Below are 25,004 nucleotides of genomic sequence, written 5' to 3'. Positions count from 1 at the left end.
CACCGGTCCGTACAAAAGGTAATTTGACCAGGGGGGGAGGGGCTGATTGACTCCTCGCAGGATGGGCGCCGAGGAAACCCTCTTTCAACGTTTCGGCAAGGAATTCCCAAAAGGCACCGAACTCTTCCGTGAGGGAGAGGCGGGCCGGGAGATGTTCGTCATCCAGGCGGGCAAGGTCTCCATCTCCAAGCGCGTGCGCGACGTGGAGAAGGTCCTGGCCGTCCTGGGGCCTGGCGAGTTCTTCGGGGAGATGGCCATCATCTCCAACAAGCCCCGCAACGCGTCCGCGGTGGTCAACGAGGACGCCCGGCTGCTGGTCATCGACCCCAAGACGTTCGAGGCGATGATCCGCGGCAACGCGGAGATCGCCGTCCGGATGATCAAGAAGCTGGCCGAGCGCCTGTCGGAGGCGGACGCCCAGATCGAGAACCTGCTGCACAATGATCCGGCCAGCCGGGTGGTGCACCAGCTCATCCAGACCGCCCAGTCGCGCGGCCGCCCCTCGGATGAGGGGACGGGGACGGACATCGACTTCGTCGTCCGCGAGATGCCCCGGCAGATTGGCGTGGGCGAGCCCGCGGTGCGCAACGTGCTGGACCGGCTGGTCCGCGCGGGCCTCATCTCACGCAGTGGTGACCGAGTCACCGTGTATGACACGGCCAGACTCCACGACTTCCTCCAATACCTGGAGATGAAGTGGAAGTTCGGAGACCTCTAGCGTGAAGCTCCGCGTCCTCGGCTGCCACGGTGGCGAGCTCCCCACGTGCAAGAGCACGTGCTTCCTCGTCGATGACGTGCTGGCGCTCGATGCGGGCGCCCTGACGGGGACGCTCTCGTTGGACGAGCTGTGCCGGGTGGACCACGTGCTCGTGGGCCACAGCCACTTCGACCACGTGAAGGACCTGCCGCTGATGGCGGACCTGGTCATCGGTCGCCGGGACAAGCCCGTCACCATCCACGCCTCTCGCGAGTGCGCCAAGGCCCTGCGCGAGAACATGTTCAACAACGCCCTCTGGCCGGACTTCACCCGCATCCCGACCAAGGCCAACCCCGTCCTGCGCATCCAGACCTTCCGCGCCGGCGGCACCTTCCAGGTGGGGCCCTACACCGTGCGCAGCGTCCCGGTGAGCCACCCCGTGGAGTCCTGCGGCTTCATCATCTCCAACGGCAAGAGCACGCTCGCCATGAGCGGGGACACCGGGCCCACCGACAAGCTCTGGAAGGCCCTGAACGAGACGAAGAACCTCAAGGCCCTCCTCCTGGAGACCTCCTTCCCCAACGCCCTCCAGTCGCTGGCCGACATCTCCGGCCACCTGACGCCCCACACCCTGGGGCTGGAGCTGCGCAAGTTCGAGCGCAACGGGGCCTCGGTGATGCTCTACCACCTCAAGCCGGCCTTCGTGGCCCAGCTCAAGAAGGAGCTGGCGAGCATGCCGGTGGAGGTGCTGGAGCTCAACGACGTGTTCGAGTTCTAGCCCGTCCCCCGGGCGGCGACGCATCGCGCCACACGGAACGGTTGACGGGCGGGGACGGGCGGATTAACCCCCGCCGTTCTCATGGCCTGGTTTTCGAAGAAGCCGCGCATCGCCGTCGACACCCAGCAGCAGCCCGAGCCCGGACCGTCTCGCATGGAGGGCCTGTGGGCCAAGTGCGAGAGCTGCGACGAAATCATCTACCGGCAGGAGCTGGAGAAGAACTGGATGGTGTGTCCGCACTGCGACCACCACCACCCCTGGAACGCGCGCGCGCGGCTGGCGACGCTGTTGGATCCGGACAGCTTCGAGGAGTTCGACAAGGAGCTGGAGCCGCAGGACCCGCTCGGGTTCAGTGACTCGAAGAAGTACAAGGACCGGCTGAAGACCACGCGCAAGAGCCTGGAGGAGAACGACGCGTTCATCTCCGGCGTGGGCCGCATCGGCGGGCACCCGGTGTCCGTGGGCGCGTTCGTCTTCGAGTTCATGGGCGGCTCCATGGGCTCGGTGGTGGGCGAGAAGGTGGCGAGGACCTTCGAGCGCGCGCATGACCTGAAGTGCTCCGCGCTCATCTTCTCGGCGTCCGGCGGCGCGCGCATGCAGGAGGGCATCTTCTCGCTGATGCAGATGGCGAAGACCTCCGCGGCCATCGCCCGCTTCCGCACCGGCAACAAGCCCTACATCTCCGTGCTGCTGCACCCGACGACGGGCGGCGTGGCGGCCTCGTTCTCCTGGTTGGGGGACGTCATCCTCGCCGAGCCCAAGGCGCTCATCGGCTTCGCCGGTCCGCGCGTCATCGAGCAGACCATCCGCCAGAAGCTGCCCGAGGGCTTCCAGCGCTCGGAGTTCCTGCTGGAGCACGGGATGATCGACAACATCGTCAACCGCAAGGACCTGCGCGTCCGGCTGGGGCAGATCCTCGGCCTGCTGGGCTGAGCCCGCGCGCTCATCGGCATCCCTCATGAGCGCGCCCAGGACACCGGAGGAAGCACTCGCCTTCCTCTCGCGGCTCAACCCCTCCGGCATCAAGCTGGGGCTGGAGCGGGTGAGCGAGGCGCTCGAGGCCCTGGGGCACCCCGAGCGCCGCTATCCGGTGCTGCACGTCGCCGGCACCAACGGCAAGGGCAGCACCTGCGCCTTCGCCGCCACCGCGCTCCAGGCCGCGGGCCACCGCGTGGGCCTCTACACGTCCCCGCACCTGGTGCGCGTCAACGAGCGCATCCGCGTGGGCGGCGAGGACATCTCCGACGAGGACTTCGGCCGCGCCATCCTCGACGTGCTGGAGCGCTACCCGTCCGCCGTCGCCGAGCCGATGACGTACTTCGAGTTCGGCACCGTCGTGGCGCTGTGGCACTTCGCGCGCGTGGGCGTGGACGTCGTCGTGTTGGAGACGGGGCTGGGCGGCCGGCTGGACGCGACCACCGCCGCGCCCTCCACCGTGACGGCCATCACCCCCGTCTCGTTCGACCACATGGAGTACCTGGGCAACACCCTGGCCGCGATCGCCGGCGAGAAGGCCGGAATCCTCAAGCCCGGCGTGCCCTGCGTCGTCGCCCGGCAGGCCCCCGAGGCGCTGGAGGCCATCGAGGCCCGCGCGCGGGTGCTCGGCGTGCCCCTCGTCGTGGAGGGGCGGGACTTCGAGGCGCGGCGGCAGCCTGACGGGAGCCTCACGTACCAGGGCGTGGCGTGGCGGCTGGAGCGGCTGCGTGTGTCGCTTCGAGGCCCCCATCAGGTCCAGAACGCGGCGGTGGCGCTGGCCTGCCTGGAGAGCCTGTCCTCGCGTGGCGTGGCGGTCTCGAGCGAGGAGGCGAAGGCGGGGCTCGGCTCGGCGCGCTGGCCTGGACGGCTGGAGGAGGTGGGCGAGCGACCGGTCGTGCTCCTGGATGGCGCTCACAACCCGGCGGGGGTGGAGGTGCTGCTCGCGTCCCTGCGCGCGCTGTACACGGGGCGCCCGGTCCACTGTGTCTTCGGCGTGGTGGCGGACAAGGACCGGGGGCCGATGATGCGGGCCCTCTTCCCCGCGTGTGCCTCCGTGCAGCTGACGCCCCTGGAGACGTCCCGCTCGCTTCCACCCACGGCCTATCTCGACGAGGCGCGCGCCCTGGTGCCGGACGTCACCGCCTGGCCGGACGTGGACGCGGCGCTCGCGGAGGCCCGGCGGCGCGCGGGCCCGGAGGGACTGGTGCTGTGCACCGGCTCGCTGTTCCTGGTGGGCATGGTGCGGGCGCGACTGGGGACTCCCTGAGGGGTCGGCTCGCGCCACCTTCCCGACAGGGACCTGGGGCAGCGGGGCAGGGCGCGCCGAGGCCCGCCTGCAGCGGGTGACCTTCCAGGATGGGCCTTGCGTCCAGGACGGGCAAGACACACGGGCCGAGGGGGAATCCTTGGCGCGTTGCATCAGCCGCCGTAGATTCAAGGCATGCGCCTGCCGGACTGGAGAGCCGCGACCACCACGGGACCCGCCATCCCGTCCATCGACGAAGTCGACTTCCGGGCGCTTTACACGAAGACGAAGTACGTGGTGGAGACGGCGGACGGCTGGTCGCTGGTCATCACGCGCTACCGTCCGGTGAAGCAACCGTTCGCCCAGCCGCTGTTCGGCGAGCCGCTGCTGCTGGTGCATGGCTTCTCGCAGAACCGTCACACGTGGACGAGCGGCCAGTTCGTCAAGAACCTGCTCTTCTTCGGCGTGGACATCCACATCCTGGAGCTGCGCGGCCACGGCAAGAGCTCCATCGCCTTCCAGAAGGAGCGCGCCGAGCGCTTCAAGCGCCCGCTGCCGCCGGACCTGGACTACGGCTGGGACCTGGACAGCTATTTCCTCTACGACCTGCCGGCCGCCGTGTCGGGCGTCAAGCGCATCACCCGCCGCGAGCGCATCTTCTACTGCGGCCACTCCATGGGCGGGATGCTGGGCTACGGCTACACGGGCATCCACGACGACTTCGAGGGCCTCATCACCATCGGCTCGCCCGCGGACCTGGGGCGGGGCTTCATGGCGCTGCGCATGCTCGCGCACGGCGCGCCCATGCTCGCGGGGATGATCGACATGACGCTCGCGGGGGTGAACCTGGGCGGGGACGTCAACGGCCTGGGCAAGAAGCTCCTGTCGCGCGGCGTGGGCGCGTTCAACGCGAAGCTGGGCCGCAAGCTGGTGCCGGAGGAGCGCCGCAAGCTGCGCTTCGACGCGGTGCCCGTGGACCTCATCCTCAAGTTCGTCGAGCGGCAGATTGGCAAGGCGGAGGACTCGCCGCTGTATCAACAGCTCACCACGCGGCTCAACCGGCTCATCAACCCGGAGCGCGTGGGCGCCGACGACATCCGGTGGCTCCTGCGCGAGGGTGGCGAGCGCGAGCCTCGCAAGGTCATCGAGCAGTTCGCCCGCTGGATCCGCCGCGGGGAGATGGTCTGCTACCGCACCGGCTACGACTTCAAGCGCGGCTTCGAGAAGATCCACATCCCCATGGCCATCATCTTCGGGGACATGGATCCGCTCGCCTCGGTGGAGTCCACCCGGAGCGTGTATCGCGCGGCCAAGAGCGAGTACCTGCTCTGGCGGCCGGTCAAGGGCAACAGCCACATCGAGCTGACGATGGGGCACGACATCCGGCAGATCTGCTACGACATCAAGAACCTCATCGAGTACGCGCGCACGCACCGCAACCGCGCGCCGTCCCTGCCTCGCCTGCGCTAGCCCTTCGCGCGGCGGTGTGGCTGGAAAGTTGGAGGGTGATGGGCGCGTGTTAGCATCCGAGCCCACTGTCAACGTGAAGGGGAGTGGTCGATGAAGGCCTCAGCGGTGTGGCTGCTCGGTGTGGTGCTCGTGCCTTGCATGGCGCTCGCGCAGGCTCCGGCGGCGAACCTGAACACCATCACCAGCGTGCAGGTGAATGGCGGGACGGTGACCATCTCCGGCTCGAAGAAGGCGAACTTCACCACCTTCACGATGACCGACCCGCCCCGGCTCGTCATCGACATCGCGGAGGCCGTCTTCAACGGCGTCCCCGAGGAGACGCAGGTGGGCAATGGCACGGTGACGGGCATCCGCACCGCCAGCTACGGCTCGGATGACTCCGCCATCGCCCGCGTGCTCATCGGCTTCGAGCGCGAGGTGGAGACCGACATCCAGGCCACCGACAGCCAGCTCGTCATCAAGGTCGTCGGAGGCGCGGGTCAGGCCGTGGCCCAGGCCGCGCCCACCCAGCCCGCCACGGATGGCTCCGCCGCCGAGGCCGCCGCTCGCGCCGAGGCCGAGCGCCAGGCCCAGGAGAAGGCCGCCGCCGAGGCCTCCGCTCGCGCCGAGGCCGAGCGCCAGGCCCAGGAGAAGGCCGCCGCCGAGGCCACGGCCCGCGCCCAGCAGGACGCCGACGCCGAGCGCCAGCGCCAGCAGGAGGCCGAGGCCCGCGCCGCGGCCCAGCGCGAGGAGGAGCAGCGCGCCGCCCAGGCCGCCGCCGACGACAGGAAGCGCCAGGAGGCCGAGGCCCAGGCCTCCGCGAAGGCCGCCGCCGACGACAGGAAGCGCCAGGAGGAGGAGGCCCGTGCCGCCGCCGAGGCCGCCGCCGATGAGCGCCGCGCCACCGCCCAGGCCGCCGCCGACGAGAAGAAGCGTCAACAAGAGGACGCTCGCGCCGCAGCGAAGACGGCCGCCGAGGAGAAGCGCGCCGCCGCCCAGGCCGCCAAGGAGGAGGCCGCCGAGGCCCGCCGTCAGCGCGAGGAGGAGGCCCGCGCCGAGCGTGAGCGCCGCCAGCAGGAGCGCGTCGCCATGGCCCAGCCCCGGGAGCGCCGCGAGGTGTCGAGCGGCGGTTCGGCCGAGGTGTCCTCGCGTCGCAAGACGATGACGCTGGTGGGCTTCCAGCAGCAGGGTGGGGTGTCGCGCGTCTTCATCCGGACCAACGAGCCGGTGCGCTACAGCGTGAGCGAGACGGGCAACGCGGTGGTGCTGGAGCTGGAGAACAGCCGCATCGACCTGAGCAACAACACCCGGCCGCTGGACACGTCCTACTTCAACTCGCCCGTCACCCGGGTGGACGCGGACGCGGAAGGCCGCAACGTGCGCGTCACCGTGCAGCTGCGGCAGCAGGCCCCGGTGCAGGCTCAGCAGGACGGGAACGTCATTTCGTTGGATTTTCAGCGCACCGCTCGGTGATAAGGGCCCCCGCGCGGCCGTGGCGCGGCATACCTTGCACCCCTGAATGAGCCTCCTCGTTCCGCTCGCCGCCGCGCTGCTGGTCTCCTCGGCGCAGATTCCGCTCGCCACCCAGGTCCAGCTCCCCTCCGGCGAGACGGTGGAGCTGGCCGCCGACTTCCTCACCTACGAGGCCGACAAGCAGGTCCTCACCGCGCGCGGCCACTGCGAGCTGCGCACCGGCGAGATGCTGCTGCGCTCGGACGAGGTGACCTACGACGAGGCGAACCAGGTGGCCACCGCCACCGGCAACGTCATGTTCGTGGGCCCCGGCGGCATGGCGGCCGTCGCGGATGACGTCAGGGTGGACATCCGCTCCTTCGAGGCCACGCTCCAGGGCGGCCTCTTCATGCAGAAGAAGGGCGTCACCCAGGAGGCGATGCTCGCGGCGAAGACGCCCGAGGAGCTGCGCTCCATGGGCGAGACGCCCATCATCCTCAGCGGCACCCGCATCCGCCGTACCGGGCCCAACGCCTTCACCGTGGACGACCTGGCCTTCACCCCGTGCGAGTGCGGCCCGGGGGAGCCCACCTGGCGCATGGAGGCCCGGTCCGCCAACGTCATCCTCGGCGAGCGCGCCACCCTGTCGTGGCCCGTGGTGTACGTGGAGTCCGTCCCCATCTTCGCGCTGCCCTGGGTGTACCTGCCCCTGGCCGAGCGCCGCACGGGCTTCCTCATCCCCAACCCGAACTTCTCGGGGCAGAGCGGCTTCAGCCTCGAGCAGCCGTTCTTCCTCACGTTGGGGCGCAGCTACGACATGACCTTCACCCCGGGCTACTTCTTCGGCTCGTCGGACCAGACGGTGCTGCGGGGGCCGGAGGGCGCCAGGTTCGAAACCAAGGAGCCTCGGCTGTTTGGCGTGAAGGGCCCGCGGTTGCGCACGGAGTTCCGTTATGTGCCCAGCGAGACGGCCCGAGGCCGGGTGTCGCTCGGCGTGCTGCACGACTCCCGCCCTCTGCGAGACCCTCGGACTGGTGACTTCTACCTGTACCCAGAAGGAGCGCCCGACGCCTATACCTACGTCGACGTGCCCCGGGGCTGGCGCGGCGAGGCGTCCTGGCAGCACTTCCAGGACCTGGGCTCCGGTTGGTACGACCGGGTGGACGCGTCGTTCGTGTCGGACGGCAACTACACGCGCGACCTCACCGCCGACGTCATCCTCCAGGGCCTCGACTACCTGCGCAGCACCGCCACCGTGTTCCGCCGCCAGGAGGACTCGTACGCGGGTCTGGATGTGTCCCTGCGCCAGGACATCCGCTGGCCCTATCGCTTCTTCCAGGACAACCGCGTGCCGTCCCAGGTGGACCCGCTGCGGCCGGACCTGCCCTCGCCGGTGACCTTCCAGCGCCTGCCCGGCGTCGTCTACGCGCTGCCGGAGCGCCCCCTGTTCGGCGGCATCGTCGGAGGGCTGCGCGCCGAGTTCACCCGCCTGGCCCCCATGACGGGCGGGTTCGGGGACGAGGGCGTCGACGGCATCTTCCGCCGCGATGGCATCTACCTCCCGCTGGGCTACCACTACACGGACCCGACGTACCCGGTGGACCCGGGGCAGGGCAACGGCCTCTTCGACACACGAGACCGCGAGGCGAGAGATCGCATCGACCTCACCTCCCGGCTCGCCACGTCCATCCCCCTGGGCGACGTGGCGCGGGTGACGCCGTCGCTGGGCGTGCGCCAGGACGTCTGGGCCGGCGAGTACTCGGGCAGGACGTGGCAGCGCGGCTACCCCATCGCGGGCCTGCTCGTGGACACCCAGCTCACGCGCACGTGGGACGGGGAGAAGAACCGCTACCGGCACTCCTTCGCGCCCTCGCTGGAGCTGCGCTACGTGCCGGGCGGCTGGGGCCACGTGCCGTCCGCGGGCGCTCAGCGGGGGCCTGGGTTCGCCCAACCCTACGACGAGGTCGACGCCGCCGTGCCCCTGGACCTGGATGGCCGCACGCGGGGCTTCCTCCAGGGCGTCTTCGCCGTGGACCAGACGCTGCGCGTCAAGGTGGGCAACGCTTACCGCGAGCCGCTGCGGCTGCGCATCGGCCAGGGGTTCGACCTGACGCGTTACGCACCCGCCGCGAACAAGCTCGGAGATCCCGAGCCGATCCTCCGTGACACCTTCGCGCGCCTGACGACGAGCCTGGGAATGCTCACCGCCGGTGGGATGGTTCGCTTCGACCCCAACTCGGGGCGCGTCACCCAGATCACCGGCGACTTCAACATCGACAACGGCAAGGGCCAGGCGCTCTACGCGCGCTACGACGACATCCTCACCACCGCCCAGGCGGCCATCGACCGGGGTGAAATCCCCAACGCCCTGGGCCCGGATTCCATCCGCCGCCCCCTGGATGCCCTGGTAGGCAGCGTATCCCGAGAAACGCCCGGCCTCCCCACGGCCGAGCGGGCCCAGGCTCTCATCGCGGGTACGCGTTTGACGCTCGGATTTGGCCTCGGGGTGCGGTACGAAGCCCTGGTGCAGCCCCTCTACCAGGATCCAACAAACCAAGAGGCGTTGAAGCCCTTCGCGCAGCAGACACTGGGCGTGTCATATGGGCCAGCGTGTAATTGCTGGCGCATTGAAGGGGTGGTGACCCTCAGACGTGATATCGGACTGGAATTTTCCGGTGTGAATTTCAGCGTCACTGGGTTGGGATCGTTCGGTTCGGGCGGCTAGGAATCACCGAAGGTGAATGGTGGTTCCACAACCCCCAAGCAGCCAGGAGAAGTATTTCGTGTCGGACCTCGGAAAACGAATCGGCCAGCGCATCCGCGAGCTTCGTACGCAGAGGCCGGAGCGGTGGACGCAGGAAGAGCTCGCGGAGCGGGCTCAGATCAGCGTCTCCTTCCTTTCCATGATCGAACGCGGCGAGCGTGTCCCTCATGTGGAGACCCTCGCCGCCCTGGCCAACGCCCTTGGCGTCAGCCTGGGAGAGTTGTTCACGGGAACGGAGCAGACCCTTGCCCAGACGGAGGACCTGCTGCGTCCCCTGTCTGACTTCGCGCGCGCCCGGGGCCTCACCGCACGGGACGTGGACCGCCTGCTCGGGGTCGCCCGGGTGATGTTCAGCGGCACCATCGCCTGAATCCCACCCCTCGGGGTCCCTGGCCGGACGCAAGGGGCCCCTCGGTCCTCCTGTCCTGTCCTTGACTGGACGGTAGGTAGACCGGGAAGATGGCGGAAATGCGCTGTGCGCCGCGTGCGCACAGCGTGCTTCCTTCTTCGTCCAAGGAGTCTTCGCTGATGCGTCCGGGTCTTGCCTCGTGGATGGCCCTCACGAGCATGGTGTTGTTGGCGTGTTCCTCGCCAGCTCCCGCCACGCTTGAATTCGTGGATCAGAATCCGGCCAGGCCGCGTCTGGGTGAGATCACCACCCTGCGTTTCCGGGCGGTGGACTCGCGTGGCATGCCGCAGGCCGGCACGCAGGTGCGGTTCTCACTGCAGTCCGAGGTGCCGGGGGTCCAACTGTCGCCGGCCGAGGGGACGACCAACCCCGGGGACGGCATCGTGTCCATGCAGGTGACGGCCACGGGAGGCCGTGTCACCTCCGTGGTGGTGGTCGCCTCGGCGGGTGAGGGAGCGGAGGCCAAGTCGGTCATCTCTCCGGTCATCAGCTTCGCCGGCACCAACTCGAGCTCCCGCCAGCTCACCTTCCAGTGTGGTTCGTGGTCCGGTGAGGCCTCCGGTCTGCACCACGCCATCGGCGCGTGGGACGAGGCCCGCTCGCTCATCGCCGGCGTGAAGGTGAACTGCATCGCCCACGTGGGTGATCGCAACGGCGACGGCATCGAGGGCGCCCAGGTGTCCTTCCTGACGGAGGCCGGCACCATCGGCCCCACCGCCACCTCCCTGACGGACGTCGTGGGCAACGCGCAGGTGCTCTACAAGACCTCGCTGCCCCTGCCGCAGGACGTGGACCCGGGTGAGTTCACCTGGAACCCCACCAACGACGCCACCCACACGGGTGAGTACCTGGCGCCGCTGTGGATGCAGCCCTTCCTGTGGGAGCAGAACCCGCTGGCCGCGCACGGCACCCCGGCGCAGCCGCAGTCGAACCGGCCGGAGCCCCAGCGCGCCGACCCCATCCGCCCCAACAAGATCAACAACCCGCGCGACAACCTGGTCTCGCTCATCGCGGTCACCTCCGGTGAGGAGGCCTTCAGCGACGACAACAACAACGGCCAGTGGGACACGGGCGAGGCCTTCGTGGACCTGACCGAGCCCTTCGTCGACAACAACGACAACGGCACCTGGGACGCGGGCGAGCGCTTCGTCGACACCAACGGCAACGGCCGCTGGGATGGCAAGAACGGCGTCCACGACACCAGCACGCTCATCTGGGTGCAGGAGCGCATCCTCTGGACGGGCGTGCCGCACACGCTGGACCGCCCGGACACGGTGCGTCAGATCTCCCCGCCGCCTCCGGCCACCAACGTCGCCATCGACCACTTCGGCTCGGCCAGCGCCACGTTCCTGGTCGCGGACCCGTGGTTCAACATGATCGCCCAGAACTCGCAGGGCGACGGCTGCAACTCCGGCGCGGAGGGCCCGATTGAAATCGAGCCGGCCATCACCGGCGCCATCCCGCTGACGTACCCGTCGTACGCCGTCGTGCGCTACCTCATCAAGGACAAGCACGACGTCTCCCAGGAGCCGCCGCCGCCGCCCTTCAGCCAGCCCATCCCCTGGAAGTCGGACGCGGTCTGCACGTACACGGCCGCCCAGTTGGACGGCCACAAGGTCCAGGTCGTCGCCCCCACGGTGACGGGCACGGTGCTCTAGGACGCGGTTGACGCGGGCTCCCGGTGAAGTACCCATTGACCCCGGGAGCCCACGTCCGTAGGGTCCACCTCGGCTGATTGAAGAATCAACCGGCCGGTGGAGGACGTCGTGGGCCAGAGCAAGTCGGCGGCGGACAACGGCAACCGCGAGAGCGAACGCCGCCGGACCATCCTGCGGGCGGCCATCGATGTGTTCGCCCGCAAGGGCTATCACGGGTGCCGCATCGCGGACGTGGCCAAGGAGGCCGGCGTCGCCTACGGCCTCGTGTACCACTACTTCAAGAACAAGGATGAGCTGCTGGAGACCGTGTTCGACACGGGCTGGAGCGGCTTCGTCACGCGCGTGCGCGCGGTGGTGGAGGGCGAGGGGGCGCTGGCGCAGAAGGTGCGCGGCGTGGTGGACGTGGCCTTCGAGGCGTACCGGGTGGACCCGCGCGCGGTGAAGGTCCTCATCCTGGAGATTGCCCGCAGCCCCGCGGGCTCCCGCATCAACCGGCAGACGGCCTTCGTGGACGCCATCCGCCTGTCCTCGGAGCTGTTCACCCGGGCGAAGGAGGCGGGGGAGCTGCGCTCGGACACGGACCCGCTGCTGTCGTCCGCGCTGCTCTTCGGCGCCATCGAGATGGGGCTGACGGCCTTCGTCACGGGGCTGGCCGACGCGCGCGACACCCAGGCTTTGGAGCGCGCGAAGGCGCAGATCGCCGAAACCTTCCTTCACGGCGTCCTGGCCGACGCGTCGCCAGGCGCGGAGTCCCCTGCATGGAAGCCGGAGAAGTCGTCGGAGAAGTCCGCTACGAAGTCCAAGGTCCCCAAGCGCACCTGACCATCGACCGGCCCCGGGCGCGCAATGCCCTGTCGCCCACGGTGGTGAAGGCGCTGATGGACGGGCTGGACCGCGCGGACGCGGATCCCGCCGTGCGCGTGGTGGTGCTCACCGGCGCGGGCGAGAAGGTCTTCTGCGCGGGCGGGGATCTGGGGCAGATGGCCGGCGACGGCGGCTTCCTCGCCACGCACGATGGCCGCCGCTCCTACGGGAAGCTGCTGGCCCGGTTCCAGGAGGCGCACAAGCCCACCGTGGCGCGCGTCAACGGGCACGCGCTGGCGGGCGGGCTGGGGCTGGTGCTCGCGTGTGACCTCGCCGTGGCGGTGGAGGGCGCGGACTTCGGCACGCCCGAGATCGACGTGGGCCTGTTCCCGATGATGATGATGGCACTCCTGCAGCGTCACGTGGGCCGCAAGCGCGCGCTGGAGCTGGTGCTGACCGGGGACAAGCTGCCCGCGCGCGAGGCGCTCGCGCTGGGGCTGGTCAACCGCGTGGTGCCCGCCGCGGAGCTGGACGGGGCGGTGGCGACGCTGGCGGGGAAGCTCGCCGGTAAGAGCCAGGCGGTGCTCGCGCTGGGGCGCCGGGCCTTCTTCACCGCGGAGGACCTGCCGCTGCCGGCCGCGCTGGAGTTCCTCGCGTCCCAGCTGTCGCTCAACGTGCTCGCGGACGACGCGGGCGAGGGCGTCTCCGCCTTCCTGGAGAAGCGCCCGCCGAAGTGGAACGACCGCTAGCCGCGCGCCGTCAGGGCGTGCCCAGACGCGTCTCCCCGCTGGCGACGGCGGGGAGGGCGGGCGGGAAGAAGTCCAGGCGCAGCAGCGACTCGCCGTCCACCCAGATGCCGTCCACCTTCACGCCCCAGTGGAGGTGGGGGCCGGTGACGCGGCCGGTGCTGCCCACCAGGCCCAGCTGCTGACCCTGCTGGAGCTTGTCGCCCTGCTTCACCTGGATGCGCGACAGGTGGAAGTACGCGGTGAAGAGGTCTCCGCCGTGGTGCACCAGCACCGTCTTGCCGGCGGAGTAGTTGTCGCGCGCCATCACCACGGTGCCCTCGTTGCTGGCCAGCACGGGCGCGCCCGGGTCTCCGTCGATGTCCACGCCGAAGTGCTGGCTGGACAGCTTGCCGTTGAACGTGCGCCGGTCGCCGAAGGGCGCGGTGATGCGGTCCTGCCGGGGCCAGGCGAAGTTCTGGGCGAAGTGGGGCGCGCTGAACGGCTGCGAGAAGGCGGCGGCGAAGGCGCGTCGGTCCGCGGCCATGCGCGCCTTCACGGAGGCCGGCGGCGCCACGTACTTGCCCGACACCTTCAGCTCGCGCGAGGGGTAGCCCGGCTCGACGATGTCCAGCGTGCCCGTGAGCTCCAGCGGCGCGCCCTCGGCCGAGCCGGGGCCCACGACGAGCACGGGAGCGGTGCCCGGCGTCAGCTCCACCGGCAGGCCCGTCACCGCGAGGAAGCCGTCTCCCCACGCGAAGAAGCGCAGCGGGCGTCCCGCGAGCGTGCCCGTGGGCATCCCCGCCATGCCCCGCACCATCACGATGACGGGGTCTCCCGGACGCGCCGAGCCGGGCTGGAGCGACAGCAGCGGCTGGACCTGGGCCGTCGTCGACGCGGAGGAGGGGAGGGCCGCGGACGTGGGCGTCGGCTCGGAGGCCTGGGCCTTCGCACCGAGGGCGAGCAGCGCGAGCAGCAGGTGGGATGGCGCGGAATGAAACCAGCGGGCGGGGTGCGGAGCCATGGGCGTTCTTTACACCACGGATGGCCGGACTCTTCCCAGGGTGAGAAATCCGCGCGTCGGATGCCTGCTTCTCTGCCCGGGAGCGCCCGTCGGGTCGCCTGCTGAACACTGCCTCGTCGGCTGCTCACCGGGCCAGCGGGACGCGCCTGGATTTGTCGGCACTTGAGCGACGCAGGGCGCGGAATCGCGGCCCGACGGGCTGGAGGGCAGGCAGCCGGCTGCACGTCGTGGCGTCAAGCCGTACCGGCGCGCCTCCAGGCTTCCTAGCTTCTGCTCGGACCCAATTACTTTTCGGAGATTCGCGGATGCCTCGTCCCTATAGCTTCGACCATTTCCAGGTTCCGAAGACGCTGCCGAAGCAGAGCCGCAGTCTGCGTCGACGGGACAAGGCGCACCTGGCGCAGTCCCGTGCGCAGCCAGAGGAACTGGCGGCGCGCGAGGGAGTGCACTACGGCAAGTCCTTCGCGGAGACGGAGGACCTCTACAACGCCCGACAGATGGAGGCGCAGCTCCAGGAGCTGGCCCGCCTGGAGCCGGACGGGAAGTTCTCCCACGGCACCTCGGCGCCCGCGCAGCGCGCGACGAAGCGCGCCTCGCGTGAGAAGGCGCAGCAGCGCAAGGCGGCGGAGGAGCCCGTCATCCGGAGCACCACGCCCATCGGCGCGCTGCCGCCCACGCGCGAGCAGCCTCCTCGTGGCCGGCTCCCGGACCTGCTCGACGAGGCGGGCCGGCAGCTCCAGACGCTCAAGGGCGGACTGGGGGACGCGGCGAAGGCCGTGGCCCGGCTGGCGGCGCTGCCGCTGGAGGTGGTGCGGCTGGCGGCGCGGCGCGTCAATCCCCTCCACGGCTGAGCCCGCGCGCGTGGAGCTGACGCTCGTCTCGTACAACATCCACAGCGGCATCGGGACGGACGGCCGGTTCGACCTGGGCCGCGTGGGTGAGGTGCTGCGCGAGGTGGGCGCGGACATCGTCGCCCTGCAGGAGGTGGGCGACTTCCGCGGCCGCACTTCGCGCGATGACCAGCCCGAGCACCTGGCGGACATGCTCGGCATGCACATGGCCTTCGGCCCCAACGTCGTGCGCAACGGCCGCCGCTACGGCAACGCCATCCTCACCCGGCTGCCCATCCTCCACTCGAAGAACTACGACTTGAGCGTGAGGCGGCGCGAGCCCCGGGGCGCGCTGCGGTGCGACCTGGACATCGGCGCGGGTCAGCAGCTCCACGTGTTCTCGCTCCATCTGGGCCTGCGGGTGTCGGAGCGGCGACGGCAGGAGGCGCTGCTGCTCGGCTCGGACATCCTGAGGGATGCCGTGCGCAAGGACCCGGCCGTGGTGTGCGGGGACTTCAACTACTGGGGCAACGGCGCGGTGCCCTCGCTGGTGCGCAAGGCCATCCACGACGCCGCGCTGGAGCTGGGCACGCCCGCGCGCACCTATCCCACGCGGTGGCCCATGCTGAGGCTGGACCGCATCTACGTGGACGCGGGCGTCCGGCCGCTTCGGATCTTTCCGCACCGCACCGAACTCAGCCGGGTGGCCTCGGACCACCTTCCCCTCGTCTTGCGCTTCCAGGCGCCCATTCTCTCGACGCGCACGTCCGACTCTCATCCGGTGCAGCTCATCGGTTAGCGTGCGGGAGCCGGCGTCACGTTGAGTGGCTGACGCTTGTGAACGCCGGACAGAAACGCCTCGGGGAGGTTGTCCCAAAGGGCAGGGGTGCCTAGGTTGGCGCCACTTCTGTGAGGACGCGAGCGCCGGCCGGAGAGTGAATGCACGTGGGGAGCGAACAGACGGAGCGTGGGCTCACCGCGCTCGTCGGCCGCATGGCGGACAGCTTCAGTCGGCTGGTGACCCAGCACCTGCAGCTGGCGCGCCTGGAGCTCGAGGAGGACCTGAAGTCCGCGAGCATGAACGTGGCGATGATCGCCGCCTTCGTGCCCTTCATCCTGGTGGGCTATGCCTTCGCGTGCGCGGCGCTCGCGGCGGTGCTGGTCCCCTGGCTGGGGTGGGCGGGAGCGTTCGGCGTGGTGGCGCTGCTCAACCTGGTGGCGGGTGGTGGCGGCGTGGCCTGGGCGCTGCACAAGCTGAAGACACGACGGATGATGGACGACACCACGGACGAGCTGTCGCGCAGCATGGCGGCGCTCACCGCGCCGGCCCCCGTGGCCCTGGGCAACGCGCTCCAGGGCGGGGACGGTCAACTCTTCAAGGAGCCCCCGCATGGGCGCTAGCAATGGACATCCCAAGCCGATGGGGCCTCGCACGAGCGCGATGCTCCGTCAGGACATCGAGCGGACGCGCGCGGAGCTGGCCACGTCGGTGAGCGCGCTGCGCCAGGAGGTGGCGGTCGCCGCCGACTGGCGCGAGTGGGTGCGCCGTCATCCCTACGCGTGCGTGGGGGCGGCGTTCGCGGTGGGGATGTTGCTGGGCTCGCGTCGCTGAAGGCGCGCGTGGGCCCCCAGGACTTTCGCAGTTCCACTTTTCGAATCGAGGAGAGCACGTTCATGGACATGAATCCGCAGCAGGTGGCCGACCGGGCCCGGCAGCTCCAGGACCAGGTGTTGCCGCAGCTCGACGAGGCCCGGCAGAACCTGGTGGACATGAACCACCGCGTGGTGAGCTTCATCCGCGCCAACCCCGGCACGTGTCTGTTGGGCGCGGTGGCCGTGGGCTTCCTGGTCGGCCGCATCGCTTCCCGCCGCTGAAGCCGTCCTGGGACGGCAGACGAGAGAGGACACTCATGACGAACTATCCAGGGGCTTCAGGCAATGGCAACCCTTCGTCGCGGCCCTCGGGCACGGACGCGGGGTTCGGCCAGCGGGTGGACCAGATTGGCTCGGAGGCGCAGCAGCTCTGGAGTGATGCCAGGGGCGCTGTCGATGACCTGGGCCAGTCGCTGGACCTGCGCGGGCGCGTGGAGCGCAACCCGTACGGGATGATCGCCGCCGCGCTGGGCGTGGGCTACGTGCTGGGCGGGGGTCTGTTCACGCCGCTGACGGCGCGCATGCTCCGGTTGGGCGTGCGGCTGGCGGCGCTGCCCTTCGTGAAGGACGAGCTCTTGGGCATGGCCGAGACGGCGTTCCAGGGCTACCAGGCGGGTCGCGGCGCGGTGAGCTCCGCCGTGTCGCGGGAGCCCGGCGCTGCGTCCGCGGATGCGTCGGTTGCGGGCACGCCCCGTCCTCCGTCCTACTAGGGTTGTCTTCGTTCCCCGCCGTTTCACCTTCCATTGGAGTCGCGCATGAACCTGAACGCCCTGAAGAAGATGGACAAGGACGACCTGCTCAACCTCATCGGCCTGGAGAGCCGTCGCAGCGCGGCGGAGGACGTGCTGCCGGTGATCGGCGCCTTCGCGGCCGGCCTGCTGGTGGGCGCGGGCCTGGGGCTGCTGCTGGCCCCCAAGCCGGGCACCCAGCTGCGGGACGACCTGCGCCAGAAGCTGCAGACCGGCCAGGAGTACCTGACCAACCAGCTGAACCGCGGCGAGGGCGCTCCGGCGCAGGGCACCCAGTCGTCCGTGTCTCGCACGGCGTGAGCCCGTGTCCCGTGGCTTCGCGCCACGTGGACGGTGTGCTCGACGAGAGGGCCCTCATCCGCGAAGGCGGGTGGGGGCCCTCGTCGTTGCAGGGCGGCGGCCGAGCGACGGAGGGGCGGGCGTGAAGCGGGTGTAGACTCCGCCCTCGTGAGTGACCTGGCAAAGGGTGACGGGGCGGTGGGACCGGAGGCGGCGCTGGCGCGGCTGCGCGCGTTGGAGACGCTCGAGTCCGGATACGAAGCGTGGTTGGAGCTGAAGCTGGAGCACGCCGCGTCCATCGCGCGGTTCCGCGAGGAGCGCGAGCGGCTGACGCAACAAGGCTCGTTCCTCCTGGGCGCGGTGCGCGCCGCGGGGCTCGAACCCTCGGCCTCGTCGGAGCCGGGACTCGCGCCCGCGTCCGCGGGGGACTTCCTGCGCGACGCGGAGGAGAAGCTCGCGAGGACGCGCGAGGCCCTGTCCGCACGCGAGGCAGAGACGGAGGCGGGCTATGCGTCCGCCTTCGCGGAGATCCGCGCGACGCTGAAGGACCGGGCCTTGCGTCACCTGTCGGTCCATCGCCCGCGGCTGACGTTGCTCCTGCGTCGCGTGGGCGCGGAGCGCTCCATCCTCCACCTGGAGCGCGTGTCCGGCGACACACCCGTGCTGCTGTGCATGCTCTTCACCGGCCGGATTCCGTCGCGGTACGGCTTCCTGCTCGACGACTCGACGGAGGACGTGGCGCTGCCGCCCGCGCCGCTCTATCCCGAGGAGGGCGTGGCCCCGGGCGACGTGCGGCCCGACGCGGCGGCCCTGGTGTCACGGGTCCGCGCGGGCGAGGAGGTCCTCCCGCTCAAGGGGATGCTGCCGCTGTCCATCCCCCGACCCGGTGGCGACGAGGACTTCTTCCGGCTCCTCCAGCGGGGCGCGGTGCTGGAGGTCGAGGTGGCGGACGGCGCGAGCTTCCGCAACGTGCTCTCGCGAGAGGAGTCGGAGCGCTTCGCCGGCCACCTGCTGCGCCTCAAGCTGTCGGGGCGCATCGAGCTGGACATCGAAGCGGGCTGAAGCGCGTTCAGTTCGTCCGGATGACGCCCACGTCGGCGGTGCCCGCGAGCAGGGCGCTGCCGATGAACAGGTTGTCGGACTCGGCGCCGCCCAGGCGCACGGCCTGGAAGATGACCAGGTACGTCTTGTTGGACTGCGGGAAGGCCGAGCCCGGAATCGTCACCTGGGCCTCGCGGTACGAGCCCGGCACCGCGACCAGCTGGAGGAACTCCACTGGCGTGGTGGGCACGTTGGAGTACGTGGGCTCGCCCTTGGAGCCGTCCGAGCCCAGGGGCACCACGGTGACGAAGCCCAGCGTGCGCTCCTTGCCGCCCGAGACGGCGGCGCGCTCGAAGCTGAGCGCCGTGCCGGACGTGTGGCGCACGAAGCCCTCGGGCGGATGGAACCGGGTGATGGCCTCCTGCACGGGCGCGTCGTCCACCTGGCCCACGTAGCGCGTGCCGTTGCGCGCGGCGATGAACTGGTAGGTGGCGCCGGAGGCGTACGTCAGCCCCGAGTCACTCCCGCCCACGTTGGTGCGGCTGTAGCTGCCCGAGCCGTCCTCGTTCAGCACCGTCGCCTGCCCACCCTGGGGCTGGAGCGTCGCGGTGGCGCCCGTCACGCCCGAGGGCTGCGAGTTCTCTCCGGAGCGCGTGCCGAAGAACACGAGCGCGGCCGTCTGGGCCGGAATCACGATGTTGTCGCCCCCATCCGGGACGAAGACCCCTCCGTCGACGCCGGCGAGCGCCAGGGCCGAGACCTCCACCTCGGGCGTGGCCAGCAGGGTGCCCACCATGACGTGCTCGGCGGTGAGCTGGGCCCCCGTCTTCTCCAGGTCGCACGCCAGGGGAGCGAGGAAGAGGGCGGTGACGGCGGCGGACATGAGGATGCGTTTCATCAAGAGTCTTCCTGGGGTGTGTGACGGGGGCGGCGAGCATAGCAGGGGCTCGTGACAGACCCCGCGCGCTGGGGAATCTCGGGGTATCCTCCCGCGCACCCGTGCAAGCACACCGCGTACACTTCGCGAGCTGGCGTTTCTTCAAGCGGCTCGGCTTCTCACTGGCGATGGCCGTCTTCTTCGGCTGCGTGCTGGGCATCCTCGTGTACCTGCGGGCGCCCCAGCCGGCGGCGCCGCGCGAGGACTCGCCCACGTGGGTTCCCTCGGGCGCGGTGGAGGCGGCGCAGGGCTGGCTGGAGGGGCTGGAGCGCCGCACCTACGACTGGCGCGTGCTGGAGCTCGGCGCGCGCTCGGAGCGGCCGGACGAGGCCGTGGTGGTGGCCATCGACGACGAGACGCTCGCCGAGGCCCGTCAGGACGACCGTCCCGGTGTCGCCACGCAGCCCTGGCCCCGGCAGCTCGTCGGCGCCATGGCCCACCGGCTGGTGGAGGAGGGGGCCCTGCTGGTGCTGTTGGACCTGCCCTTCCCGGAGCTGAGTCCCAACGCCTGCGTCAACCCGAAGCTGTCGCTCGGCGCCACGTCGAGCGATGACGCGTCCTTCCGCGAGTTCCTCGAGCGCGACCCGGGCAAGGCGCTGCTGTCGTTCTCCTGGGAGAGCCAGGGCGCGCGCGTGCTGCCGCCGGCCAGCCGCCTGTGGCCGTACCGGGTGAAGGTGGGCACGTTCCCCGGCATCAGTGAGGCCCGCGAGCGGACGCAGACGGTGCTCGCGGTGCAGCGGCCCGCCTTCGTCATCCCCGCGGGCAACCAGGTGGAGGTCTGGGGCGGCGCCACGGACGAGGCGGACGCGAAGTCGCTGGGCTCGCGGCTGGGCGCTCCCGGGGCCGTCATCGCCGAGCGGCGCGCGTCGGACGACACGTTCCGCGTGGGCCCCACGGACCTGTTCGTCTCGTTGGCGGAGGTCCAGGTCGACGGGCTGGACACGTCGAAGCTCCTGGAGGTGCGCCAGCTCCAGCACCCGGTGGCGCCACTGTTGGGTGGAGGTGCGGGGTACGGCGCCGTCACGCTGACGGCGGACCCGGATGGAGTGGTGCGCGGCATCCCGCACCTGGTGGTCTACACGGCGAGGGATGGTCGCCACGTGCTGCCATCGCTGCCGCTCGCCGCCGCGATGCGCCTGGCCAACACGCGCACGCTCCGCTACGCGAACGGGCGGCTGCACGTGGGGGACGAGTACTCGGTGCCCATGGATGACTCGGGTTTCAGCCTGATGCGCTGGGATGCGCCGACGGCGGGGCGGGGCTCACGCGGCTCGTTGTCCCGCTCCATCCGCGCGTGGAACGTGCTGCTCAACGTGTTCGACGTCGCGGACGAGCGCCCCGCGCGGTTCGACAACGATTTGGAGGGGCGCACCGTCGTCCTCACGCGGACGGCGGGCGAGTCCGGGCACATGCGGGCCACGCCCATCGGTCCGGAGACGCCGGGCGGCGCCATCCTGGGACAGGCGCTGGCGAACATCCTTCGCTCCGAGGGCATCTCCCGCGCCCCGGCGGACCACGACCTGGCGCTCACCATGGGGCTGGCCTTCCTGGGGGCCTTCCTCGCGCTGTCGCTGAGCTTCCTGCTGCGCTCGCTGCGGGGCGCGTTGCTCTACGTGAGCGGACTGGGGCTCGCGGGGGCGGGCTACACGGCGGCGGCCTGCTACGTGTTCATCGAGCAGCGGCTGTGGGTGGCCATGGCGGGGCCGCTGCTGGCCATGGTGGGCGCGTTCGCCGTCACCACCGTCTACGCCTTCCGCAACGAGCAGCAGATCCGCGACTTCGTGCAGGCGGCGCTCGGCCGGTACGTGAGCCCGGAGGTGGCGCGGCTGGTGACGCGTGACCTGAGCCTGATGCGCCCGGAGCGCCGGCGGATGTCGGTGTACATCTGCGACATCGAGGGCTTCACGCGGCTGTCGGAGGGCATGACGCCCGAGCAGCTGGTGGGGCTCTTCAACGAGTACCTGCTGGAGATGGCGGCGGTGGTGCGCTCCACGGCGGGGCAGATGGACAAGTACATCGGCGACTCGGTGATGGCGTTCTGGGGCGCGCCGGTGCGCACCGAGCGCCATGCGCACCTCGCCTGTGAGGCCGCGCTCAAGATGCGCGAGGTGCTCGCGGCGCGGCAGGACGCCTGGGAGAAGAAGTACGGGCGCCGCCTGAGCTTCCGCGCCGGCGTGGACACGGGCGAAGTCGTGGTGGGAGACATGGGCAGCGAGCTGAAGTCCAACTACACCGTGCTGGGTGACGCGGTGGGCCTGGCCGCGCGGCTGGAGTCGCTCAACAAGGTGTACGGCACCTACGTGCTCGTGGGCGACGGCACGGTGACGCTCGCGGGGGACAACTACGTGTTCCGCGTGGTGGACCGGGTGCGCCTCAAGGGCCGCGCGGAGCCGCTGCGCGTGCACGAGCTGGTGGGGCGCAAGGGTGAAATCACCACGCCCCAGCAGGAGCAGCTCGCCGTCTACGAGCGCGCGCTGACGGCGTACCACCAGCGCCGCTTCCCGGAGGCGCATGCGCTGTTCGAGCGCTCCGCCACCGACTTCAAGGACTCCGTCTCCGCCGTGTACGCGGCCCGCTGCGCGCGCTTCCTCGTCACGCCGCCGCCCGCGGAGTGGGACGGCGTGCACGGCCTGGAGGAAGGGGACGCGCCGGCCATCGCCGCCTGAGCCCGCGCGGGCCGCTCAGCCGTCGTCTGGCGCCGGCGTGTCCGGTTGCCCGAACAGCTCCACGACGGGCGCGTCCTTCGCGATGTGCTCGCTCACCACGCGGCGCATCTTCTCGGGCGTCATCTCGGAGTAGTACACCTCTCCGTCCCACCCCATGAGCTGGTAGTCCTCGGGAGACAGCGGGTCCCTGCGTCGGCCGGTGTCCTCGCGGACCACCACGTTGGGCCCCATGTGGCAGAAGCCGTAGCAGCCGCCCCGGTACAGCTCGCAGCGTGGCACCAGTCCCTGGGCGCCCAGCTCCGCGCGGGCCGTCGCGTACACGTCATCCGCGCCGCCGGCCTTGCAGGTCGACCCCTTGCACACCGACAAGCGGTAGCGCTTCATCGCCAAGACAGCACCCACCCTACGCAGGCCCCACGTCGGGCGATAGCCACCAGCCCCCGCCTCTGTGCGCCTGAACGCACTCCACGCCGCCCCACGGGACGGCCGCCCGGACGCCAGACGCCAGGTCCACTGAAGAGCTGCAACGTCATCACCCGCGCCCCAAAATGACACCGGCCCGCCTGCCGCTCGAGGAGCGGGAGGCGGGCCGTGCTTGCTACCAGTCCCTACGCGCGGGACGTCTGGATGGATCTACTTCAGGAACTTCGTCACCTGGATGGGACCCTGCTGCGTCACCACCGTCTGCCCGTGCGCCACCGCGCCCTTGCCGTGCGGCGCGTGGTGGTCATGCCCCGCGCCCAGGTGGTGCGGCGTCTTGAGCTGCACCAGGCCCTCGCCGATGCGCGTGTGGGCCTCCTTGTGCACGTGGTGCGGCTCCTCGGAGCCGTCGCGCTTGTTCCACGGGTCCGAGGGGTGCGACACCGCCGGGCCCTTCAAGAGCTTCGGGATGTCGTAGACGAAGTTCTGCCGCGTGTACTCGGAGGGCGTGTGCATGTACGTGTCCATGCGGATGGCGTCCTTCGGGCACGCGTCCACGCACAGGCCACACACGATGCAGCGCAGCTCGTCGATGACGAACTGGGTCGGGTACTTCTCGATGACGCGCGACTCGCCGTCCGCGTCCGACTCCTCGTACTCGCCCGCCTCGATGTAGATGCACTGCGCCGGGCAGATGGTCGCGCACATGTAGCAGGCCACGCAGCGCGGCTTGCCGTCCTCGCGCGGAACCAGCCGGTGCAGACCGCGGTAGCCCTCCGGGTAGATGGGCTTCTCCTCGGGGTACTCGACCGTCGTCATCAGGCTGGTGCCCGTGCGGTCCTGCACCTGCGTGTTCGTGTCACGCGTGCCGAAGAGGTTGCGGAAGAAGTGCTTCGTGGTGATGGCCAACCCGTGCAGCAGCCCCGGGATGTACATCCGCTCGCGGATGTCCGTCCGGGGGTCCTGGGTGACCTTCGTAACCTTGATGGCCATGATGGTGTCTACCTTGGTCGGGCCGGGAGCTAGTGCGAGGACGCCGCGCTGGCGTGGGACGGCAGCCCATGCGCGTCGTGCCCGTGGTCATGGCCGTGGGCGCCGTGCGCTCCGTGCGCACCACCCTCCGCCGCGTCTGCCTTCTTCGTCATCGTCAGCACCACGAACACGCCAATCTCCAGCATGCCGAAGATGGCCAGCGCCCGCAGGGACGGATCCCACAGCACCAGCGCGCCCGTGATGAACACGTTGGCCAGCGCCAGCGGCAGGAGGATCTTCCAGCCCAGCGTCTGGATCTGGTCGTAGCGGAAGCGGGGGAACGTCCAGCGGATGACCAGCTGGATCCAGATGAGGAAGACCACCTTCACCCAGAACACCGTGCCCAGGATGGTGCCGTACAGCCACCCGTGCTCCTGCATCAGCGGCTGGCTCGCCAGCCACTCGTTGCCGAAGGGCAGGTGGTGGCCGCCGAAGAACAGCGCCGTCGTCACGCCGGCCAGCACCACGACCTCCACGAACTCGGAGATCATGAACAGGCCGAACTTCATGCCGGAGTACTCCACGAAGTAGCCGATGATCTCCGACTCGCCTTCCGGCACGTCGAACGGGGCGCGCTTGGTCTCCGCGAAGGACGCGGCGAAGAAGCCGATGAACCCGATGGGCTGCAAGAGGAAGCCCCACGCCGGGATGCCCAGGTCGAACCCGCCCTCGGTGCGCCACAGGTACTGCGCCTGGCCCGTGGCCTGCGCGCCGTCCAGCCCCAGCGTGCCGACCAGCGTCGGCAGCTGCAGCGAGGAGAACGCCATGAACAGGCCGACCAGCGACAGGCCCAGCGCGACCTCGTAGGAGATCATCTGGGAGGAGGCGCGGACGCCGCCCAAGAGCGCGAACTTGTTGTTGGAGGCCCAGCCGGCGAGCGCCGTGCCGTAGACGGCCAGCGACGCGATGGCCAGCAGGTACAGCACGCCGAAGTCCGGCGTCGCCACCACCATGTCCACGTTGTGGCCGAACACATTGACGGAGGGGCCGGCGGGCACCACCGCGAACAGCGCGAACACCGGCGCGAACGCGAGGATGGGGCCCAGCTTGAACATGAACGTGTTCGCCGTGCCCGGGATGAAGTCCTCCTTGGTCAGCATCTTCAGCACGTCCGTGAGGATGTGCGGGAGACCGGCCAGGGAGCGGTTGCGGATGCCGGGCAGGTTGATGCGCGCGCGGTTGGGGCCCACGCGGTCCTGCATGAGCGCGCTCCACTTGCGCTCGGCGATGGTGAGCAGCGTCGCGATGATCATCACGAAGACGAGCATCAGGAACAGGATGTTCGACAGGCGGCTGGCGCCCGCGAACCAATACTTCTCGGCCAGGCCTCCGACCGCATAGGCCGCCGCCGAGACTCCCGCGAGCGTCGCGACGATGAAGCCCATCGCGAAGAGGACAGTCAGAACGCGCTTCATC

At 70.2% G+C, this 25,004-nt stretch carries 25 protein-coding genes; 20 read left to right on the top strand and 5 right to left on the bottom strand.

Annotation, left to right across the window (positions count from 1 at the left end):
* Positions 1 to 61: 61 nt before the first annotated feature.
* The 11 genes from K8625_RS13815 (at position 62) to K8625_RS13765 (ending at position 12,981) form a co-directional block, all read left to right on the top strand.
* On the top strand, positions 62 to 718 hold the full coding sequence (locus tag K8625_RS13815) for a Crp/Fnr family transcriptional regulator (protein ID WP_141329846.1): 657 nt from the start codon (positions 62 to 64) through the stop codon (positions 716 to 718).
* 1 nt (position 719) lies between these two features.
* Entirely contained in the window at positions 720 to 1,475 is a 756-nt protein-coding gene (locus K8625_RS13810) for an MBL fold metallo-hydrolase (RefSeq protein WP_141329826.1), read from the top strand.
* 81 nt (positions 1,476 to 1,556) lie between these two features.
* Positions 1,557 to 2,408: an acetyl-CoA carboxylase, carboxyltransferase subunit beta gene (accD, locus tag K8625_RS13805; protein ID WP_223782975.1), complete on the top strand. Its 852-nt coding sequence runs from the start codon at positions 1,557 to 1,559 to the stop codon at positions 2,406 to 2,408.
* A gap of 25 nt (positions 2,409 to 2,433) precedes the next feature.
* Positions 2,434 to 3,717: a folylpolyglutamate synthase/dihydrofolate synthase family protein gene (locus K8625_RS13800; protein ID WP_223746809.1), complete on the top strand. Its 1,284-nt coding sequence runs from the start codon at positions 2,434 to 2,436 to the stop codon at positions 3,715 to 3,717.
* Positions 3,718 to 3,891: 174 nt separating this feature from the next.
* Complete coding sequence (locus tag K8625_RS13795) at positions 3,892 to 5,166, top strand: alpha/beta hydrolase (protein ID WP_141329830.1); 1,275 nt, start codon at positions 3,892 to 3,894, stop codon at positions 5,164 to 5,166.
* Between the two features lie 90 nt (positions 5,167 to 5,256).
* Positions 5,257 to 6,618: an AMIN domain-containing protein gene (locus K8625_RS13790; RefSeq protein ID WP_223746810.1), complete on the top strand. Its 1,362-nt coding sequence runs from the start codon at positions 5,257 to 5,259 to the stop codon at positions 6,616 to 6,618.
* Positions 6,619 to 6,664: 46 nt separating this feature from the next.
* On the top strand, positions 6,665 to 9,322 hold the full coding sequence (locus K8625_RS13785; protein ID WP_223782974.1) for an LPS-assembly protein LptD: 2,658 nt from the start codon (positions 6,665 to 6,667) through the stop codon (positions 9,320 to 9,322).
* A gap of 58 nt (positions 9,323 to 9,380) precedes the next feature.
* Positions 9,381 to 9,731 (top strand): helix-turn-helix domain-containing protein, encoded by a 351-nt coding sequence (locus K8625_RS13780; RefSeq protein WP_141329836.1) that lies wholly within the window; start codon positions 9,381 to 9,383, stop codon positions 9,729 to 9,731.
* A 245-nt stretch (positions 9,732 to 9,976) separates the two neighbouring features.
* Positions 9,977 to 11,428 (top strand): hypothetical protein, encoded by a 1,452-nt coding sequence (locus K8625_RS13775; protein ID WP_223746812.1) that lies wholly within the window; start codon positions 9,977 to 9,979, stop codon positions 11,426 to 11,428.
* A gap of 108 nt (positions 11,429 to 11,536) precedes the next feature.
* The gene (locus K8625_RS13770) at positions 11,537 to 12,250 is read left to right on the top strand and encodes a TetR/AcrR family transcriptional regulator (RefSeq protein ID WP_223746813.1); all 714 of its coding nucleotides are present in this window, start codon (positions 11,537 to 11,539) and stop codon (positions 12,248 to 12,250) included.
* Positions 12,187 to 12,981: an enoyl-CoA hydratase/isomerase family protein gene (locus tag K8625_RS13765; protein WP_223782973.1), complete on the top strand. Its 795-nt coding sequence runs from the start codon at positions 12,187 to 12,189 to the stop codon at positions 12,979 to 12,981. Before K8625_RS13770 ends, K8625_RS13765 begins: the two co-directional genes overlap by 64 nt.
* A gap of 10 nt (positions 12,982 to 12,991) precedes the next feature.
* Here the strand turns inward: K8625_RS13765 and K8625_RS13760 are convergent, their stop codons facing one another.
* A complete protein-coding gene (locus tag K8625_RS13760; RefSeq protein ID WP_223782972.1) occupies positions 12,992 to 13,981 on the bottom strand; it encodes a M23 family metallopeptidase in 990 nt (329 codons plus the stop codon).
* Positions 13,982 to 14,286: 305 nt separating this feature from the next.
* Here K8625_RS13760 and K8625_RS13755 point away from each other — a divergent pair, with 305 nt between their 5' ends.
* From K8625_RS13755 to K8625_RS13720, 8 genes are all read left to right on the top strand, one after another.
* Positions 14,287 to 14,832, top strand: a complete 546-nt coding sequence (locus tag K8625_RS13755) for a hypothetical protein (RefSeq protein WP_223782971.1) — start codon at positions 14,287 to 14,289, stop codon at positions 14,830 to 14,832.
* 10 nt (positions 14,833 to 14,842) lie between these two features.
* On the top strand, positions 14,843 to 15,610 hold the full coding sequence (locus K8625_RS13750) for an endonuclease/exonuclease/phosphatase family protein (protein WP_223746815.1): 768 nt from the start codon (positions 14,843 to 14,845) through the stop codon (positions 15,608 to 15,610).
* A 140-nt stretch (positions 15,611 to 15,750) separates the two neighbouring features.
* On the top strand, positions 15,751 to 16,212 hold the full coding sequence (locus K8625_RS13745; RefSeq protein ID WP_223746816.1) for a phage holin family protein: 462 nt from the start codon (positions 15,751 to 15,753) through the stop codon (positions 16,210 to 16,212).
* On the top strand, positions 16,202 to 16,423 hold the full coding sequence (locus tag K8625_RS13740) for a DUF3618 domain-containing protein (protein WP_223782970.1): 222 nt from the start codon (positions 16,202 to 16,204) through the stop codon (positions 16,421 to 16,423). The genes K8625_RS13745 and K8625_RS13740 overlap by 11 nt, the downstream gene beginning before the upstream one ends.
* 62 nt (positions 16,424 to 16,485) lie before the next feature.
* Positions 16,486 to 16,686 (top strand): hypothetical protein, encoded by a 201-nt coding sequence (locus K8625_RS13735; protein WP_046712964.1) that lies wholly within the window; start codon positions 16,486 to 16,488, stop codon positions 16,684 to 16,686.
* A gap of 35 nt (positions 16,687 to 16,721) precedes the next feature.
* Positions 16,722 to 17,174 (top strand): hypothetical protein, encoded by a 453-nt coding sequence (locus K8625_RS13730; RefSeq protein ID WP_046712965.1) that lies wholly within the window; start codon positions 16,722 to 16,724, stop codon positions 17,172 to 17,174.
* Positions 17,175 to 17,219: 45 nt separating this feature from the next.
* On the top strand, positions 17,220 to 17,513 hold the full coding sequence (locus tag K8625_RS13725; protein ID WP_223782969.1) for a YtxH domain-containing protein: 294 nt from the start codon (positions 17,220 to 17,222) through the stop codon (positions 17,511 to 17,513).
* Between the two features lie 147 nt (positions 17,514 to 17,660).
* Positions 17,661 to 18,554: a hypothetical protein gene (locus tag K8625_RS13720; RefSeq protein WP_141326256.1), complete on the top strand. Its 894-nt coding sequence runs from the start codon at positions 17,661 to 17,663 to the stop codon at positions 18,552 to 18,554.
* Between the two features lie 7 nt (positions 18,555 to 18,561).
* Here K8625_RS13720 and K8625_RS13715 read toward each other — a convergent pair whose 3' ends face one another.
* Complete coding sequence (locus tag K8625_RS13715; protein WP_223782968.1) at positions 18,562 to 19,431, bottom strand: hypothetical protein; 870 nt, start codon at positions 19,429 to 19,431, stop codon at positions 18,562 to 18,564.
* A 167-nt stretch (positions 19,432 to 19,598) separates the two neighbouring features.
* Between K8625_RS13715 and K8625_RS13710 the strand changes: the two genes are divergently transcribed.
* Complete coding sequence (locus tag K8625_RS13710; protein WP_223746919.1) at positions 19,599 to 22,136, top strand: adenylate/guanylate cyclase domain-containing protein; 2,538 nt, start codon at positions 19,599 to 19,601, stop codon at positions 22,134 to 22,136.
* A gap of 15 nt (positions 22,137 to 22,151) precedes the next feature.
* Here the strand turns inward: K8625_RS13710 and K8625_RS13705 are convergent, their stop codons facing one another.
* The 3 genes from K8625_RS13705 to K8625_RS13695 form a co-directional block, all read right to left on the bottom strand.
* Positions 22,152 to 22,520 (bottom strand): ferredoxin, encoded by a 369-nt coding sequence (locus K8625_RS13705; protein WP_223746821.1) that lies wholly within the window; start codon positions 22,518 to 22,520, stop codon positions 22,152 to 22,154.
* A gap of 249 nt (positions 22,521 to 22,769) precedes the next feature.
* Positions 22,770 to 23,549, bottom strand: coding sequence for an NADH-quinone oxidoreductase subunit I (locus K8625_RS13700; protein WP_141326255.1), 780 nt, complete (start codon positions 23,547 to 23,549; stop codon positions 22,770 to 22,772).
* A gap of 29 nt (positions 23,550 to 23,578) precedes the next feature.
* The gene (locus K8625_RS13695; RefSeq protein ID WP_223746823.1) at positions 23,579 to 25,003 is read right to left on the bottom strand and encodes a complex I subunit 1 family protein; all 1,425 of its coding nucleotides are present in this window, start codon (positions 25,001 to 25,003) and stop codon (positions 23,579 to 23,581) included.
* Position 25,004: the final 1 nt, after the last annotated feature.

This window comes from Myxococcus sp. AS-1-15 (assembly GCF_020037055.1).
Taxonomy (GTDB): Bacteria; Myxococcota; Myxococcia; order Myxococcales; family Myxococcaceae; genus Myxococcus; species Myxococcus fulvus.
The sequence above is the reverse complement of the archived record's forward strand: the minus strand, read 5'-3'. Positions and strand labels throughout refer to the sequence as shown.